General features: G+C 60.6%; 18 protein-coding genes. 13 read left to right on the forward strand and 5 right to left on the reverse strand.

All coding sequences use genetic code 11. The features are described 5' to 3' along the window. Positions 1–33: 33 nt before the first annotated feature. A complete protein-coding gene (locus HPDFL43_RS07465) occupies positions 34–222 on the forward strand; it encodes a DUF2065 domain-containing protein (RefSeq protein WP_040449120.1) in 189 nt (62 codons plus the stop codon). Positions 223–382: 160 nt separating this feature from the next. After that, positions 383–1,855: a DegQ family serine endoprotease gene (locus HPDFL43_RS07470; protein ID WP_040449121.1), complete on the forward strand. Its 1,473-nt coding sequence runs from the start codon at positions 383–385 to the stop codon at positions 1,853–1,855. A 75-nt stretch (positions 1,856–1,930) separates the two neighbouring features. Here HPDFL43_RS07470 and HPDFL43_RS07475 read toward each other — a convergent pair whose 3' ends face one another. Together HPDFL43_RS07475 and serB are read right to left on the reverse strand one after the other, a co-directional pair. Further along, positions 1,931–2,485, reverse strand: a complete 555-nt coding sequence (locus HPDFL43_RS07475) for a GNAT family N-acetyltransferase (RefSeq protein WP_007196693.1) — start codon at positions 2,483–2,485, stop codon at positions 1,931–1,933. Then, positions 2,482–3,372: a phosphoserine phosphatase SerB gene (gene serB / locus HPDFL43_RS07480; RefSeq protein WP_007196694.1), complete on the reverse strand. Its 891-nt coding sequence runs from the start codon at positions 3,370–3,372 to the stop codon at positions 2,482–2,484. The genes HPDFL43_RS07475 and serB overlap by 4 nt, the downstream gene beginning before the upstream one ends. Here serB and miaA point away from each other — a divergent pair. Both miaA and HPDFL43_RS07490 read left to right on the forward strand, forming a co-directional pair. Continuing rightward, positions 3,371–4,279 (forward strand): tRNA (adenosine(37)-N6)-dimethylallyltransferase MiaA, encoded by a 909-nt coding sequence (miaA, locus tag HPDFL43_RS07485; RefSeq protein ID WP_007196695.1) that lies wholly within the window; start codon positions 3,371–3,373, stop codon positions 4,277–4,279. The two genes, serB and miaA, sit on opposite strands and share 2 nt — an antisense overlap. A 109-nt stretch (positions 4,280–4,388) precedes the next feature. Then, positions 4,389–5,162 carry a GGDEF domain-containing protein gene (locus HPDFL43_RS07490; RefSeq protein ID WP_007196696.1) on the forward strand — a complete coding sequence of 258 codons (774 nt, stop codon included), beginning with the start codon at positions 4,389–4,391 and terminating at the stop codon, positions 5,160–5,162. A gap of 89 nt (positions 5,163–5,251) precedes the next feature. On the opposite strand, the gene HPDFL43_RS07495 is transcribed toward HPDFL43_RS07490, so the two are convergent. Further along, positions 5,252–7,330, reverse strand: a complete 2,079-nt coding sequence (locus tag HPDFL43_RS07495; protein WP_007196697.1) for an ATP-binding protein — start codon at positions 7,328–7,330, stop codon at positions 5,252–5,254. 302 nt (positions 7,331–7,632) lie between these two features. Here HPDFL43_RS07495 and HPDFL43_RS07500 point away from each other — a divergent pair, with 302 nt between their 5' ends. Next, positions 7,633–9,408 (forward strand): acetolactate synthase 3 large subunit, encoded by a 1,776-nt coding sequence (locus HPDFL43_RS07500; RefSeq protein ID WP_007196699.1) that lies wholly within the window; start codon positions 7,633–7,635, stop codon positions 9,406–9,408. A gap of 26 nt (positions 9,409–9,434) precedes the next feature. Beyond that, positions 9,435–10,007 (forward strand): acetolactate synthase small subunit, encoded by a 573-nt coding sequence (gene ilvN, locus HPDFL43_RS07505; RefSeq protein ID WP_007196700.1) that lies wholly within the window; start codon positions 9,435–9,437, stop codon positions 10,005–10,007. A gap of 12 nt (positions 10,008–10,019) precedes the next feature. Here ilvN and HPDFL43_RS07510 read toward each other — a convergent pair whose 3' ends face one another. Next, a complete protein-coding gene (locus tag HPDFL43_RS07510; RefSeq protein WP_007196701.1) occupies positions 10,020–10,865 on the reverse strand; it encodes an aldo/keto reductase in 846 nt (281 codons plus the stop codon). Positions 10,866–10,997: 132 nt separating this feature from the next. Between HPDFL43_RS07510 and HPDFL43_RS07515 the strand changes: the two genes are divergently transcribed. From HPDFL43_RS07515 to HPDFL43_RS07545, 7 genes are all read left to right on the forward strand, one after another. Beyond that, the gene (locus HPDFL43_RS07515) at positions 10,998–11,591 is read left to right on the forward strand and encodes a LysE family translocator (RefSeq protein WP_007196702.1); all 594 of its coding nucleotides are present in this window, start codon (positions 10,998–11,000) and stop codon (positions 11,589–11,591) included. 26 nt (positions 11,592–11,617) lie between these two features. After that, entirely contained in the window at positions 11,618–12,298 is a 681-nt protein-coding gene (nthA, locus tag HPDFL43_RS07520; RefSeq protein ID WP_007196703.1) for a nitrile hydratase subunit alpha, read from the forward strand. Further along, positions 12,295–12,954, forward strand: coding sequence for a nitrile hydratase subunit beta (gene nthB, locus HPDFL43_RS07525; RefSeq protein WP_007196704.1), 660 nt, complete (start codon positions 12,295–12,297; stop codon positions 12,952–12,954). Before nthA ends, nthB begins: the two co-directional genes overlap by 4 nt. 34 nt (positions 12,955–12,988) lie before the next feature. Beyond that, the gene (locus HPDFL43_RS07530) at positions 12,989–13,321 is read left to right on the forward strand and encodes a nitrile hydratase accessory protein (protein ID WP_007196705.1); all 333 of its coding nucleotides are present in this window, start codon (positions 12,989–12,991) and stop codon (positions 13,319–13,321) included. 56 nt (positions 13,322–13,377) lie between these two features. Continuing rightward, positions 13,378–14,505 carry an ATP-dependent DNA helicase gene (locus HPDFL43_RS07535; protein ID WP_007196706.1) on the forward strand — a complete coding sequence of 376 codons (1,128 nt, stop codon included), beginning with the start codon at positions 13,378–13,380 and terminating at the stop codon, positions 14,503–14,505. A 101-nt stretch (positions 14,506–14,606) separates the two neighbouring features. Then, positions 14,607–14,930: a type II toxin-antitoxin system RelE/ParE family toxin gene (locus HPDFL43_RS07540; RefSeq protein ID WP_007196707.1), complete on the forward strand. Its 324-nt coding sequence runs from the start codon at positions 14,607–14,609 to the stop codon at positions 14,928–14,930. Then, entirely contained in the window at positions 14,927–15,214 is a 288-nt protein-coding gene (locus HPDFL43_RS07545; RefSeq protein WP_007196708.1) for a helix-turn-helix domain-containing protein, read from the forward strand. Before HPDFL43_RS07540 ends, HPDFL43_RS07545 begins: the two co-directional genes overlap by 4 nt. A 171-nt stretch (positions 15,215–15,385) precedes the next feature. On the opposite strand, the gene HPDFL43_RS07550 is transcribed toward HPDFL43_RS07545, so the two are convergent. Then, positions 15,386–16,051: a hypothetical protein gene (locus tag HPDFL43_RS07550; RefSeq protein ID WP_040449122.1), complete on the reverse strand. Its 666-nt coding sequence runs from the start codon at positions 16,049–16,051 to the stop codon at positions 15,386–15,388. Positions 16,052–16,152: the final 101 nt, after the last annotated feature.

Raw genomic sequence — 16,152 nt, forward strand, 5'->3', positions numbered from 1 at the left:
GACCCTGCAATGTGACCATGCGGTGATGGTATCGTGAGCACATTGTTGCTGGCAATTGGATTGGTTCTTGTCGTGGAGGGGCTGGCCTATGCGCTGGCCCCTTCCTTTATCCGGCGCATGTCTGAGCAACTTCCCAAGATGGGCGATGATCAGCTGCGTGTCTTCGGCGTCGCCGCCTTGGCGATCGGCGTTGGAAGTGTGTATCTTGCGCAACTTTTGTGAGCTTTCACGAGATTGTTCCGTGCCGGGCGCTGGACCTGCCTGAACAACGCCATATCTTGAGTTAAGAATCTCGGGGTCTGCCCCCCGGGTCAGCACCGATTGACCTTTGTCCCGCAGGAACGGGGGGTCAGGAGACACCGTTTTCAAGGAGACCGCCCTGATGAGGAAATTCCGCTTCCGCCCCGTAAGAATGGCGCTGGCCGCAGCCATGATGATGGCGACACCCGCTATAACCCCGGCCTATTCCCAGAACAATGCGGGCCCGGCATCGGTGGCGGATCTGGCCGAGGGGCTGCTGGATGCGGTGGTCAATATCTCGACCTCGCAAAGCGTTGGCGGTGGCGGCGGCTCCCAACCGCGCATGCGCGCCCCCGACGGGTCTCCATTTCAGGACTTTTTTGACGAGTTCTTCAACGATCGTGAGAATCAGGGGCCGCGCAATCGCCGCGTCTCCTCGCTCGGCTCCGGCTTCGTGATCGATGCGGACGAGGGCATCATCATCACCAACAACCACGTCATCGAGGGCGCTGACGACATCGAGGTCAATTTCGCCGACGGCTCCAAGCTCAAGGCGGAACTGGTCGGCGCGGATCCGAAGACCGATCTGGCTGTGCTGAAGGTCGAGCCGGACAAGCCATTGACGGAAGTGCCGTTTGGCGATTCCGATAGAATGCGGATTGGCGACTGGGTCATGGCGATCGGCAATCCTTTTGGCCTCGGCGGCACGGTGACGGTGGGCATCATTTCCGCCCGTGGCCGTGACATCAACTCCGGGCCCTATGACAATTTCATCCAGACCGACGCGGCCATCAACCGCGGCAACTCCGGTGGTCCGCTGTTCAACATGAACGGCGAGGTCATCGGCATCAACACCGCCATTATCTCGCCCTCGGGCGGCTCGATCGGCATCGGTTTTGCCGTCCCCACCGAACTGGCGGTCAATGTCATCGACCAGCTTCGCGAATTCGGAGAAACCCGCCGTGGCTGGCTCGGCGTGCGCATCCAGCCTGTCACCGACGATATCGGCGAAAGCCTGGGAATGGATGAGGCCATGGGCGCCCTGGTCGCGGGCATTATCCGTGGTGGCCCGGTAGACGACGGCTCGATCGAGGTGGGTGATGTCATTGTCCGCTTCGACGGCAAGACAGTTGAGACCATGCGCGATCTGCCGCGTGTCGTGGCGGAAAGCCCGGTCGGCAAGGCCGTTGATGTTGTGGTGATCCGTGGCGGCGAGGAAGTCACCGTCAAGGTCACCCTCGGCCGGCTCGAGGACAGCGAGCAGGTGGCGAGCGCTGAGACCGAGGGCGGTGACAGCACGGCAGATATGCCTGCAACTCTCGAGATCCTCGGCATGACCCTGGCAGAACTTGATGATGAGGGACGTGAGGAATTCGCCATTGCCGACACTGTCGAAGGCGTTGTGATCACGGAGGTGGATCCGGACTCGGCCGCGGCTGAAAAGCGCATCGAGCCTGGTGATGTGATCGTCGAAATCGCCCAGGAAACCGTCACCACTCCCGAAGATGTGCGAACCCGCATCGAGGCGCTCAAGGAAGACGGCCGCCGCAACGCGCTGTTGATGCTCTCGGGCAAGACCGGTGAGTTGCGCTTTGTGACCGTGCGGATGGACTGATCGGTTCACCGAACCAGAGACTTGGGAAAAGGCGGCTTTCGGGTCGCCTTTTTCATGTCATCCGAGCCGGCAGTCTCAGCGGCGTGCGTCACCTGAAAAGATCTCGTAAAGCGCATGCCGCTTGAGATGCGGATGGGTGTCAGGGACACCGGGATGGTCGAAATCGAGATCAGGGCGCGCGCTCATGCCGATGCGCTGCATCACCGATATCGAACGGTGATTGTCCGTGACCGCGAAACTGACAATCCGCTCAAGTCCCAGATGTTCAAAAGCGAAGTAGCGCCAGCACCGCGCCGCCTCGGTGACGATGCCCTTGCCCCAGAACTGAGGCGCCAGACGCCACCCGATTTCGATGGTTCCATCTTCAAAAACCGGTATTCCGCTGGTGGGAACCAGGCCGCAAAAGCCCGCAACTTCGCCGGTTTGGATGATCTCAACGGCAGTAAATCCAAATCCGTTCGTCTCTGCGTTGTCTGCAAGACGATCCATAAGACCATCGGACTCCGCCCGGCTTCGACGCATCGGGAAAAACTCCATCACTTGATCATCCGAGTTTATCAGGTGAAACAGCTCGCGGTCTCGCTCTTCCCAGTTCCGCAGGATCAGACGTTCTGTTCTGAGCGGTTTCATGGCGTCACGAAATCGCTTTTCCGGTAGCCCTGCAGGTAGAGCAGCGCCGTCAGGTCGCCATGGTCGATGCGGATGTCGGCCTGTGCCGCCACCGAGGGTTTCGCATGCAGGGCCACACCCGATCCGGCCAGCTCCAGCATGCCCAGGTCATTGGCCCCGTCGCCCACGGCGATCGCGTCTGACGGATTGAGGCCAAGCTGGGCGGAAATGGCTTGCAGCGCATCGACCTTGGCCTGCTTGCCCAGAATCGGTTCGCGGACGGTGCCCGTCAGCTTGCCGTTGGCACTTTCGAGAACATTGGCGTGGTTCTCGTCAAACCCGATCATCGCCGCCACCACGGATGTGAAGGCGGTAAACCCGCCCGACACCAGCGCCGCGTGGCCGCCATTGGCGCGCATGGTGGCCACCAGTTCGCGGCCTCCCGGTGTGAGCGTGATGCGGCTGTCGATCACCTGGCCAATGACATCGACCGGCAAGCCCGCGAGCAGCGCCACCCGTTCCCTCAGTGCCGGCTCGAACGCAATCTCGCCATTCATCGCGCGTGCCGTGATCGCCGAGACCTTGTCCTTCAGTCCGACTTCGGCCGCCAGCTCGTCGATGCATTCCTGCCCGATCATGGTCGAATCCATGTCGGCGATCAGGATCTTCTTGCGCCTTGTGTCCATCTCCTGCACCGCTGCGTCCACCGGCTGATCGCCGATAGCGGCCTTCAGGGCTGCAAGCGCCGTTGCCCGGTCCGTGCCGTCCTTGAGCGCAATGTCGCAGGCCACACCACCGGCGAGCCAGTAGAGACCGGCTCCATCCACCGCATTGTAGGCGGCTTCGCCGAGCGCGGATGTCAGAACGGGGTTTGACGGATTGGCGATAAGCGTGGCAACGAGGGCCATGATGGCAAAACTCCAGCAGCAGAAGAACGAGGATGTCTCGGCGGTTCTGATAGCCGGGCCGACCGCCAGCGGCAAGTCCGCGCTGGCGCTCAGGCTCGCACAGGAACTGGGCGGCGAGATCGTCAATGCGGATTCCATGCAGGTCTATGGCGTGCTCGAGCGGCTGACCGCGCGCCCCTCTGCCGGGGATCTGGCGTTGGTGCCGCATCATCTCTATGGCCATGTGCCGCCCCAAAACGCCTACTCCACCGGCATCTGGGTGCAGGAGGCAACTGATGTCATCGCAGACATACGCGCCCGAAGAGCAATCCCGGTCGTGGTTGGCGGAACCGGGCTCTATCTCCGTGCACTCACCGGCGGCCTCTCCGACATGCCGTCGATTCCCGTTGAAATCCGGGATCCGCTGCGTGCGCGGCTTGAGGATGAGGGGATCGAACCCCTCCATGCCGAGCTTGCCCGGCTTGATCCGCAAATGGCCGAACGGCTGCGCCCGGCTGACCGTCAACGCGTCTTGAGAGCGCTGGAAGTGGTGAAGGCGACCGGACAGTCGATTTCAAGCTTTCAGGGACGCGGCGGCCCCATGATCGTCGATCCGTCGCGCGCCCGTTGCATCGTGCTTGAACCGGACCGGCCCGTTCTTCACGCGCGCATCAATGCACGCTTTGCAAAAATGGTGGAACAGGGTGCGTTGGATGAAGTCAGGGAATTGATATCCTTGAACATTCCCCCGCAACATCCGGCCATGAAGGCCATAGGAGTGGCTCCGCTCGCTGCCCATATCGAGGGGCGGACCTCGCTTGACGAAGCCATCGAGCGCTCCAGCGCCGCAACCCGCCAATATGCCAAGCGGCAGATGACCTGGTTCCGGAACCAGTTGGATGCATCATGGCAAAGGCTTCAATTATGAATTGCATATAAACATCCATTGTAGCTCATATATGGGGCTGCTGTTAAAACAAATATAAGGTGTTAAGCGTAGGCTAGGTCACTTATTGCGGGGGACCTTTGTAGGGACAATGCGCTTTTACAAGGCAGAACTTTTCTTCTTTCTGTTAATTGGTCTGGTCGGGCTCGGTGGCGTTTCCGCTTGGGCAGCTTTTTCAGCCGCCACCGGCGGGTATATTGTTGGCGGCGTGGAAACGGCGGCACGATTTGCTTTCATGAGTGCAATTCTTTCCGGACTCTCGATTTTCTGTGCAGCAACTCTGGTGTTTCCTCTTATGGCGAGCGGCCTGCGCGAGCAGGGCAAGTTGAGGAAAATGACCGAATCCTTGTCGGTGCGCTCACAATCGCTCGAACACGCAGCGGTCACCGATTCCATGACCGGCCTGTACAACCGGCGCTATTTCGATGAAGCGTTGGGCGAATACCTCAACGCATTCCGGTCCATCAACAAGCCTATCGGCATGGTGATCTTCGATCTCGACCACTTCAAGCAGGTCAATGACACCCATGGGCATGATGTCGGTGATGAAGTCCTGCGCCAGGTTGCCGAGTGCCTTCACATGTTTACGCGCTACCACGATGTGGTGGCGCGGCTTGGCGGAGAAGAATTCGCCATTCTCTCTCCCAATATCAGTGATCGTCAGCTCCGCAGTCTCGCTGACCGGATCCGATTGGCGGTCTCGCAACTCACCGTCGAGAGCGGCAATGTCGCCCTTCGCGTGACAATCAGCGCAGGCATCGCGATCTGGGATGGCACGGAAAGGGGCGACGAGCTCTATCGTCGCGCCGACAGGCAACTCTATGAAGCCAAGCGTCAGGGCCGCAATCGCGTCTGCGCTGCCTGAACCAACTTCCCGTCTTCAAAGCAACTTCGTCTGCTTGGCTCGCGCGCTGAGCTGTGCAAGCGGCCGCGTCCCATGGCCCTGCGCCGGGCTCAGGGCTTGATAAGCGATGAAAGCGGCTTCTTGAGCAAGCTCGAGCGGATGGAGCTGAGATCTCCTCGCGCAGTACCTCGCGTTTCGGCCGTTGCTGCCGGCTCCTGGAACGCCCCTCTGTAAGGGTGATCGGGCAGCTCTGCGCGCGGAGACAGCTCCTGTCCGGTTTGTTCAGGCCCTGGAGGCCGTGGGCGAGCATGTGCTGAGTTGCCAAACGTGTTTGCACGGGGTGGAGCCGGGCTGCTCTGGTCGAGGAATTCTGGCGGAGCAGGGGAGTCGTCGGCTCGCCGCTGCGCCAGCACGCCGTCGCGATGCCCGGCCTGATCCAGGGCAGGTGATTGCATGAACCGTTCGGAAGCGGCAGGACTGCTGCGCTGGGTATCGTCGATATGGCGCATCCGCATAACGATCTGGCGAAGGTCCACACCAGTGGCGTCTCCGCGATGTACCGGCTGCAGGCCAGAATTTGCACGCGGCAGGACTGATTCTGACACCCGCTCGAACACCATCCGCATAGGCACTGCCACCGCTTCGCCAAAGGCAATGGCCTCGCCGTTTCCGATGGATGACAGAAAACTCATCGTAGACGCAGAGGAATCCGGGATTGCCGAACGGATGATGTCCTGGTCCCGGTCGTTGGACAGCCGCATCGCAAATACGGTTGAGCATTGGGACAGGATGGTCGGATCGAGTTCGCCTGGGCGCTGGGTGATCACGCCGAGGCTGACGCCGTATTTCCGGCCTTCCTTGGCGATCCGTGCGATCGCCTGACGGGTTGGAAAGAAACCTAGTTTCGGGTCCGCAGGCACATATCGGTGGGCCTCTTCACAGATAACAAGAATACGGACGCCTCCGGCGCTCCAAAGCGCGATTTCGAAAGCCATGCGGCAGAGGATCGAGGCGACGGAATTGACCACTTCGGAAGGGATCCCGGCGAGCTGGAACGTTGTCACCGGCTTGTCGCCGCCAGGGATTCGGAAAATATGGCTGATGGTGGTCAGGATCGTGTCATGGATCGTGTTCGACGAGAACATGAACTCATAGCGCGGATCATTGACCGCTGCCAGCAACCGTACTTTCAGCGAACGCAGATGCGGCTTCTCACTGCGGCCTTCGAGCTTGCCGATCCGTTCATCGATGAGCGCCAGCAGGTCTGCGACACGATAAGGCACCGGTGTGTCGGCCGTGAGCGACGAGCGCTCCTGCGCCCGGCGGACCAACGCCGTGTCGGTTGCGCCCTTGAACATCTTCTTGGCTTCGGGGATCAGATCCCGCAGAACATCCACTTCCTCAGGAATCGGTGGGCGTCCGCGAAACAGCACCTCGATAAATTCTTCAAGCCGGAATAGCCAGAACGGCAGGTCAAGCGTATCAGTGTCAATGACCACCGACTCGGTGGGGAAGGCTGCGGCGAATTCATTGTGCGGATCGAGAATAAGCACCCGCAATGCTGGATCCGCTTTGAGCGCCTTGTGCAGCAGTAAGGTGACCGCAGTGGTCTTGCCAACGCCAGTGGTGCCGACCACAGCGAAATGCCGCGACAGCAAGGAAGGTATGTGGACAAGAGCACCCAGAGAGGTGTCCTGGGTCAATTTACCGATAATGGCGGTATCATTGACGCCTGGATCATAAATGACCTCAAGGTCCGATGAGCGCATCCGGTGGACCACGGCGCCGAGATAGGGATACTGGGTGATGCCGGCGCTGAATTCGACCTTGCCCGAGATGCCTGTATGGATTTCGCCAACCAGCTCGACCTCGATATGCATGTTATTATCGTTGTCTTCCGACCAGGCCGAGTGATCCGTGGACATGGAGCAGACCAGCGCAACGACCCGGTTTTCACCGACTGTGATTGAGATCAGCCTGCCTACCGACCATAATTCGGCCAGACCATTTCCATCCTTGCCGGCTAAAGCGCTGACTGTCGCTTTGGAGCCTGAACAGCCGACCACCCGGCCCAGCAGGCGGTTTCCGGGCGCCATTGCGTTGCGACGGTCACGGCTGTGGCCAGCCTCTTGGGCAGGTGGATTGGTATCGCCTTCCAAGTCTTTGCTCCATTTTGTTCGCGACATCATGGCATTGTGTGGTTAACACGCAGTTTCGGCGCGCCCGTTATAATGCGGTTATCCAGGCCCTGGTTGAGCCCGGCTTTGCGCGAGCCAACAAAGCCGTTGACGTGACCGGTCCAAGGCGGTACGAAGTCCGTCATGAACAGTTTTGCGAACATTCTCGTAGTACGAAGGCGCATGGGCAGGGTGGCGTAGCCATCCGGCGAAAGCTCCCATGCGCGAAACACAGGCTCCTCCGGGGGCCTTTTTTTATGGCTTGAACCGGGTTATTGAGCCCGGCAAACAGACGGGAAAAGGGGTCAGGCGAAATGGCCGGCATGGAAATGGAAATGACAGGCGCGGAAATGGTTCTGCAGGCGCTCAAGGACAATGGTGTCGAACATATCTTCGGATATCCCGGCGGTGCGGTGTTGCCGATCTATGACGAGCTGCACCAGCAGGACGCCATCGAACACATTCTGGTCCGGCACGAGCAGGGTGCGGGACACATGGCCGAAGGCTATGCACGTTCCACCGGCAAGCCCGGCGTCGTGCTTGTCACCTCCGGGCCGGGCGCCACCAACGTGGTCACCGCGCTGCAGGATGCACTGATGGATTCAATCCCGCTTGTCTGCATCACCGGTCAGGTTCCGACATCGCTGATCGGCTCTGATGCGTTCCAGGAATGTGACACCGTCGGCATCACCCGGCCCTGCACCAAGCACAATTGGCTGGTCAAGGACGTCAACCAGCTCTCCCGCATCATCCATGAAGCCTTCCGGATCGCCACCACCGGCCGCCCGGGTCCGGTTGTCGTCGACATCCCCAAGGATGTGCAGTTCGCCACCGGCACCTACACGCCGCCATCCCCGGTGATCGAACAGAAAAGCTATCAGCCCAAACTCTCCGGCGATCTCGAGAAGATCCGCGCGGCGATCGACCTGATGGCCAGTGCCAAGCGCCCGATGATCTATTCGGGCGGCGGCGTGATCAATTCCGGCCGCGAGGCCTGCCAGCTGCTGCGTGAACTGGTCGAGCTGACCGGGTTCCCGATCACCTCGACACTGATGGGGCTGGGCGCCTATCCGGCCTCAGGCAAGAACTGGATGGGCATGCTGGGCATGCACGGCACCTATGAAGCCAACATGGCAATGCATGATTGCGATGTCATGATCTGCATCGGCGCGCGCTTTGACGACCGCATCACCGGCCGTCTTGATGGTTTTTCGCCACATTCCAAGAAGATCCACATCGACATCGACCCCTCCTCGATCAACAAGATCGTCAGGACCGATGTCGGAATTCTGGGCGATGTCGGCCACGTGCTTGAAGACATGGTCCGGTTGTGGCGGGCGTCGAAAAAGACCGATCAGAGCCAATTGGCCGGCTGGTGGACGCAGATCTCCAAGTGGAAGGCGCGCAATTCGCTCGCCTATGCGCCCAACAACGATGTGATCATGCCGCAATACGCGATCCAGCGGCTCTATGAGCTGACCAAGGAGCGTGACACCTACATCACCACCGAAGTGGGCCAGCATCAGATGTGGGCCGCGCAGTTCTATGGCTTCGAGGAGCCCAACCGCTGGATGACGTCTGGCGGGCTCGGCACCATGGGATATGGCTTCCCGGCGGCAATCGGCGTTCAGGTCGCCCACCGTGACAGCCTTGTGATCGACATCGCCGGCGACGCCTCGATCCAGATGTGCATTCAGGAGATGTCCTGCGCGGTGCAGTACGAACTGCCGGTCAAGATCTTCATCCTCAACAACCAGTATATGGGCATGGTCCGGCAGTGGCAGCAATTGCTCCATGGCAACCGGCTGTCGCACTCCTACACCGAATCCATGCCTGATTTCATCAAGCTGGCGGAAGCCTATGGCGGTGTCGGAATCCGGTGCGACAAACCGGACGACCTCGACGGCGCGATCCAGGAGATGATCGACACGCCGAGGCCGGTGATCTTCGATTGCCGCGTTGCCGCACTCGCCAACTGCTTCCCGATGATCCCCTCGGGCAAAGCGCACAACGACATGCTGCTGCCCGACGAAGCCACCGATGAGGCCGTCGCCAACGCCATTGATGCAAAAGGCCGCGCGCTCGTTTGAGCCGCCCCGCAAGAGGAACACATCTCATGAACGCTCAGCATCAGCCTACCGGTTCGGCCTATTTCATTGCTGCCGAAACCGCGCGCCCGGAGACCCACACGCTATCGGTGCTTGTCGACAACGAGCCGGGCGTGCTCGCCCGGGTCATCGGCCTGTTTTCCGGTCGCGGCTACAACATCGAAAGCCTGACGGTTTCCGAAACCGAGCACGAGGCGCATCTGTCGCGCATCACCATTGTCACCACTGCCAGGCCCAATGTGCTTGAGCAGATCAAGTCCCAGCTCGAGCGCATCGTTCCGGTTCACCGTGTGGTGGATCTGACAGTGCTTTCGTCTGAACTTGGCCATGACAAGCCGCTTGAACGGGAACTGGCGTTGGTCAAGGTCACCGGCTCCGGCGAAAACCGGGTGGAAGCATTGAGACTGGCCGATGCCTTCCGCGCCCAGGTGATCGATGCCAACACCGAACACTTCATTTTCGAGATCACCGGCCGGGTCTCGAAGATCGAGCAGTTCATCGCCATCATGAAGCCCTTGGGTCTGGTCGAGATTTGCCGCACCGGCATCGCGGCGATGAACCGCGGGCCCCAGGGCATGTAGTCTGCGGTTTTTTCAGATCATCTGCAGCGGCTCGCGCGAGCGCGGCGGCGGGAACATCAGGTCGAGTTCGGCGAGCTGACCATCGCTAAGGGCGATATCGGCGCTGGCACGGTTTTCCATGACCCGTTCCGGGCTCGATGACTTGGGAATGGAAATCACATTGTCACGGGTGAGCAGGAAGGCCAGTGCCAGTTGCGCCGGCGTGACGCCAAGTTGTCCGGCCATCCTTCCCAGCCCGGGGTGCCGCATCAGCCGCCCCTCGTCGAGCGGTGAATAGGCCATCAGCGGCATCGACTGTTCAGCCATCCACGGCAAAAGGTCGAACTCTATCCCGCGCGTCGACAGGTTGTAGAGCACTTGGTTGGACGCGCAGTTCTGTCCGCCGGGCAGGGACGAGATCTGTTTCATGCCGACCGTGTCGAAATTGGAGACACCCCAGCGCAGGATCTTGCCGGAGGCGCGCAGTTCCTCGAACGCCTCGATGGTTCCCCTGAGCGGGTGCCGGCCCGGCCAGTGCAAGAGGTACAAATCGATCCGGTCGGTACCAAGCCGCTTCAGGCTGGCTTCGCAGGCCGCGATTGTGCCCTTGCGGCTGGCATTGGACGGAAGCACCTTGGAGACCAAAAACACTTCATCCCGACGCCCCTGTATGGCTTCGCCGGTGATTTCCTCCGCGCCGCCTGAGGCATACATCTCAGCCGTATCGATCAGCGTCATGCCGCAATCGATTCCGGCCTTGAGCGCCCGGATTTCATCGCTGGCGGAAGCACGGGTCTCGCCCATGTGCCAGGTACCAAGCCCCAGCGCGGGAACGCGTGTGCCATCGGCAAAGGAAACATGAGGGAGGGGGCCGACCATGGAGCGTCCTTTCAGTTTGAAACCATCATAGCTTCGAATGCTGGCATGACGACAATTTGTTTTCCTTACAGAAAAAGCCTTTGTAAGATGTTGGTCTAATTCGATAACCGGCTTGGTTCCGGGGAGGCCTTCATGGGCATGGAAACGTTCCTTTCGTTGATCACCTTTGCCTTCGTGTCTTCGGTGACGCCAGGTCCCAACAACATGATGCTGTTTGCCTCGGGGGTGAATTTCGGCTTCCGCCGCACCCTCCCGCACATGTTCGGCATCGGTTTTGGCTTTCTCTCGCTGCTTCTGGGTGTGGGCTTCGGCCTTGGCGCGCTGCTGCATACGGTGCCCGAACTCTATCTTGCGCTGAAAATTCTGGGCGGTTGCTACCTTGTCTACATCGCCTGGAAGATCGGCAGTTCCCGGTCGCTTCCCGATGGCAAGGTCGGCGCAAATCCGTTGTCTTTTCTGCAGGCCGCCAGCTTCCAGTGGGTCAACCCGAAAGCCTGGGTGATGGCGGTGACCGCCATGACGATTTTCACCAATCCCGACCATTACAGCCTCTCGGTGCTGCTGGTCGGCCTGGCTTTCACGCTCACCAACATGCCAAGCGTCTCGACCTGGGCCGGCTTCGGCTCGGCGATGCGCTCATGGCTCTCCGATCCGGTCCGTCTCAAATGGTTCAACATCACCATGGCAGTGCTGCTGGTGGCGAGCCTCTGGCCGATGTTGCGATAGACCCATACCCGAGGTAGCTTCAAAACATGGGACACGATCACAGCCACGACCACGATCATGACAACGAACTCGACCCCTTTGCCGCAAGGGTCAGGGCGCTTGAGACCATCCTCACCCAAAAAGGCCTGATCGATCCTGCCGCCATCGATGCCATTGTCGACACTTACGAACACAAAGTCGGCCCGCGCAATGGCGCCCGCGTGGTGGCCAGGGCATGGTGCGATCCGAAGTTTGCCGATTGGCTTAAGCGCGATGCCACCGAGGCGATTGCCTCGCTCGGCTACACGGGCCGCCAGGGTGAGCACATGCAGGCAGTGTTCAACACGGAAGACACCCACAATCTCATCGTCTGCACGCTCTGCTCCTGCTACCCGTGGACCGTGCTGGGCGTCCCGCCGACCTGGTACAAGGCGCCGGCCTTCCGCAGCCAGGCGGTGATCGATCCGCGCGGCGTGCTGGCCGAATTCGGCCTCAAACTGCCTGAAGCGACCCGGATCAGGGTGTGGGATTCCACTGCCGAGCTGCGCTACATGGTGGTGCCGGCGCGTCCCGCCGAGACCGACGGCCTGGGCGAGGATGAACTGGCCCGCCTCGTGACCCGCGACTCGATGATCGGCACCGGCCTGCCGCTCAGGCCCGGTTCGCTCGATCCGCGGGCCCTGTGGCCTGTGGCGGGCGCGCCGGACGCCTTGGAGCCGAAGCCATGAATGGCCCACACGATCTTGGCGGCCAGATGGGGTTTGGCCCGATTGCGCCCGACCCGGCCGAGCCGAAATTTCATGCGGACTGGGAGCGCCGGGCGCTCGGCATCACGCTGGCCGCCGGCACCATGGGGGCCTGGAACATCGATGAAAGCCGCCACACCCGCGAAAGCCTGCATCCCGCGCTCTACTACAATGCGAGCTATTACGAGATCTGGATCCGGGCGCTGGAAAAACTGCTTGAACGCCATGGCTTTGTCTCCGCTGACGAGATCGAAGCCGGCCACAAGGTCTGGAAGGGCGTGGTGCCCAAAAGGGTTCTCAAGGCCGGGGATGTCGCCGAAACGCTGGCCCGCGGCGGCCCGTGCGACCGCGCAGTGCTGACAGCGCCGAAGTTCAAGCCCGGAGACCGGGTTCGCACCATCAATGAGCACCCGACGGGCCATACCCGGCTGCCTCGCTATGCCCGCGGCAAGACAGGCGTCGTCGAGGCCTGGCGCGAGGGATACGTTTTCCCCGACACCAATGCCCATGGCAACGGCGAGAACCCACAGCATGTCTACACCGTCACATTCGAGGGGCGCGAATTGTGGGGCAAAAAATCCGATCCGGCACTCACCGTCTCGATCGACGCCTGGGAGAGCTATCTTGAGCACGTCTGAGCGGATCAATCCGCCCCAGGCCCTGCCGTTCCGCTTGCCCGGCGGCGAAACGCCCGACGCCCCGGTCTTTGCCGAGCCCTGGCAGGCCCAGGCCTTTGCGCTCGCCGTGGCGCTCAACGAGCGTGGGCTGTTCACTTGGAGCGAATGGGCGGCAGAGCTGTCCCGGCAGGTTGCAAGCCCCGCTGCGGCGCAGGATGGCAGTGACTATTATGAGCACTGGCTCGCAGCGCTCGAAGCGTTGATCACCGCGAAAGGTATCGCCGGACAAGAGGCGATAGACGCGATGTCCGACGCCTGGCAGCGTGCCGCCCACGCCACCCCGCATGGCATGCCGATTTTGCTGGAAAACGATCCCGGGCGCGGGTGATCGCAAACCGCCCCGGGCAAGGGCGACACATCTGAGCGAATCTGCCATGAGAAGCTATGAAGTTTTCACCCCAACAGGATGAGGCGCTCAAGGCCGTCGCGCGCTGGCTCAAGGATGGCCGTTCACCGGTCTTCCGGCTGTTCGGCTATGCCGGCACCGGCAAGACGACGCTGGCCAAGCATTTTGCCGAGCATGTCGATGGCGAGGTGCTGTTTGCCGCCTTCACCGGCAAGGCGGCCCAGGTGCTGCGCGCCCGCGGCGCTTCCAATGCCCGCACCATCCATTCGCTGATCTACCGGCCCAAGGGCGAGGAGGAGGTGTCCGACGAGGAGACCGGCAAGACCACGGTCTCGCCCCTGTTCTCGATCAACCGGCAGAGCCCGCTGGCGCAAGCCGCGCTGATCATCATCGATGAATGCTCGATGGTGGATGAGGCGCTGGGCCGCGACCTGATGAGTTTTGGCACGCCGATCCTGGTCCTGGGCGATCCCGGTCAGCTTCCGCCAATCTCCGGCGGCGGCTATTTCACCGAGCACGAACCCGACATTCTGCTCACCGAAATTCACCGTCAGGCCCGCGACAACCCGATTATCGATCTCGCCATGCAGGTGCGCGAAGGCAACGAGATCATGCATGGCGATTACGGCACCGCACAGGTGATCGGCAAGAACCAGGTTGACCGCGACATGGTGCTCGAGGCCGATCAGGTGCTGGTCGGCACCAACCGCACAAGGCGGCGCTACAACATGCGCCTGCGCGAGCTCAAGGGCTTCACCCAGGCGATCCCGCAGGCGGGTGACAAGCTTGTGTGCCTGAGAAACGACCCCTCCAAGGCGCTGCTCAACGGCTCGCTCTGGCAGGTGATGACCTCGTCGAAAGAGACCGTCAAACCCGGCATCAACCTGATGATCCGCCCAGAAGACGACGACATGGATCGCGGCGCCTCCAAGATCAAGTTGCTTAAAAGCGTGTTCGAGGACCCTGATCTCGAAGTCCCGTGGTCAACCAAGAAGCGTTACGACGATTTCGACTATGGCTACGCGCTGACCGTCCACAAGGCGCAAGGCTCGCAGTGGAATTCGGTTGTACTGTTCGACGAAAGCTACGCCTTCCGCGACACAAGAGAGCGCTGGCTCTACACCGCGATCACAAGGGCGGCGGAGCGGTTGGTGATCGTCAGGTGAGATGAACCGACTGCTGCCCCTTGCTTTTGCGCCACGTGCATTGCTGCATGGTTTGCAATCAGGTGGTGATTGCAGAATTATGTCAGATTTGATATATGCAAATGACGTGGAGTGTTGAGACTCTTGATGCGGCAGTCGACGCGGAACTGTCAGCGCTGCCGGCCGATCAGATCGCCAAATTCATCCGAATAGGTGAGTTGATTGAAGCTTTGGGGCTGGAGCGGATCCGGAAACCTCATGTGAAGCATCTGGAAGGCCCGCTTTGGGAAATCCGGATGAAGGGCAGGGATGGTATTTCGCGCGCCCTTTATGTGGTCGCCAGACCCAAACGGGTTGTCGTGGTTCGGGTGTTTGCCAAGAAGACGCAGAAGACCCCGCGGCGTGAGATTGAACTCGCTTTAAAGCGCGCAAAGGACGTCAAATGACGAAGTTGAATGCACTGAAGAAGAAACTGTTGAAGCGCCCCGATGTGCGCACCGAATACGTTTCACTGGCGGACGAGTTTTCGATCGCCGAGGCACTAATCCGTGCCCGTGCCGAGGCCGACATGACCCAGGAGCAGGTTGCTGAGAGAATGCAGACTTCCCAGTCCTATGTTGCCAAACTGGAAAGCGGGCGCGTCAGCCCTTCGATGAAGGCATTGCAACGCTATGCGGCGGCAACAGGTGCCAGACTGAAGATCAGCCTGGAGCATGCGGCGTCTCAATGACGCCTCACTTGCGTGCGCGCGGACAGTCGGGAAACGCCACGACAATTTTGACAGTAGAACCGCGCTCCTAATGCATGTCGCACTCAATTGGATTCAATTGAGTGATAACGTACATGCATCAAATTAAAGTGTTAGAGCGACCTTTGTGCGTCCAATTGGACGCACGGCGCTCTAGGACGACAGCGGCGCCAGAAAGCCGTGGACCTGTCGAACCCTGTCCGCAATCTCTGATGCCCAGGCCCCGGGGTGCTTCATTGCGGCCTCGGACGGTCGCCAGCTTGCAGCCGCAGCGATGTTGTCCTTCACCGCGAGCACCGGCATTCTGCATGCCGAACGCGTGCAGTGGACCACCAGGGCCAGATTGCCCCCGAACGGGGAGACCAACTGGCAACTGAATGAGTCCGATCCCTCGAAGCTTGCGCACAGATAGTTTGATCCCTGCGTTGTGACGATGTTGGGCTGCTCGAGCCGGGCGCGATGACCGCTCGCGTTGCGCTCGGTCTCGGACGCGATGTCGTCCACCGCTTCCAGACGCAGTTCCATGAGGTCGATGCCCGTCTTTTCGGGGTCGTAGTCGATACTTGTGACGACAGGGATCGGATTGCCGCGCCCATCCACCGCCAGCTCGCGCACTTGGCGGCAGATGGTGAGTTCGCGGATCAGCAATGCCTGCCCGTCAAAGCCCTCGGCCCGGTAGGTCGGGCCTCCACGATGGACCGTCCCGTCTGCTGCTCTAAGGCCGAAATCCACGAAGCGAAAGAAGTCCGGGCAGTCTTGAGCACTTGCCTGGGCGTTGAAAAACATCAGCAAAAGCGCTGTGAAAAAAATCGTGCGCACGGCTCCTCCCGTCGGTCTGCAGCAATTAAACCGTCTCCGCAGCCGGAGCGCCAGCCCGAAGCGCGAGGCATCACCTGATAGTGAGAATGGGGCGCCATCGG

Source organism: Hoeflea phototrophica DFL-43, assembly GCF_000154705.2.
Taxonomy (GTDB): Bacteria; Pseudomonadota; Alphaproteobacteria; order Rhizobiales; family Rhizobiaceae; genus Hoeflea; species Hoeflea phototrophica.

Coding starts and splice junctions, on each gene's coding strand:
- HPDFL43_RS07470 (WP_040449121.1), top strand. CDS start 383: ATGAGGAAATTCCGCTTCCGCCCCGTAAGAATGGCGCTGGCCGCAGCC.
- HPDFL43_RS07475 (WP_007196693.1), bottom strand. CDS start 2,485: ATGAAACCGCTCAGAACAGAACGTCTGATCCTGCGGAACTGGGAAGAG.
- miaA (WP_007196695.1), top strand. CDS start 3,371: ATGATGGCAAAACTCCAGCAGCAGAAGAACGAGGATGTCTCGGCGGTT.
- serB (WP_007196694.1), bottom strand. CDS start 3,372: ATGGCCCTCGTTGCCACGCTTATCGCCAATCCGTCAAACCCCGTTCTG.
- HPDFL43_RS07490 (WP_007196696.1), top strand. CDS start 4,389: ATGCGCTTTTACAAGGCAGAACTTTTCTTCTTTCTGTTAATTGGTCTG.
- HPDFL43_RS07495 (WP_007196697.1), bottom strand. CDS start 7,330: ATGATGTCGCGAACAAAATGGAGCAAAGACTTGGAAGGCGATACCAAT.
- HPDFL43_RS07500 (WP_007196699.1), top strand. CDS start 7,633: ATGGCCGGCATGGAAATGGAAATGACAGGCGCGGAAATGGTTCTGCAG.
- ilvN (WP_007196700.1), top strand. CDS start 9,435: ATGAACGCTCAGCATCAGCCTACCGGTTCGGCCTATTTCATTGCTGCC.
- HPDFL43_RS07510 (WP_007196701.1), bottom strand. CDS start 10,865: ATGGTCGGCCCCCTCCCTCATGTTTCCTTTGCCGATGGCACACGCGTT.
- HPDFL43_RS07515 (WP_007196702.1), top strand. CDS start 10,998: ATGGGCATGGAAACGTTCCTTTCGTTGATCACCTTTGCCTTCGTGTCT.
- nthA (WP_007196703.1), top strand. CDS start 11,618: ATGGGACACGATCACAGCCACGACCACGATCATGACAACGAACTCGAC.
- nthB (WP_007196704.1), top strand. CDS start 12,295: ATGAATGGCCCACACGATCTTGGCGGCCAGATGGGGTTTGGCCCGATT.
- HPDFL43_RS07535 (WP_007196706.1), top strand. CDS start 13,378: ATGAAGTTTTCACCCCAACAGGATGAGGCGCTCAAGGCCGTCGCGCGC.
- HPDFL43_RS07540 (WP_007196707.1), top strand. CDS start 14,607: ATGACGTGGAGTGTTGAGACTCTTGATGCGGCAGTCGACGCGGAACTG.
- HPDFL43_RS07545 (WP_007196708.1), top strand. CDS start 14,927: ATGACGAAGTTGAATGCACTGAAGAAGAAACTGTTGAAGCGCCCCGAT.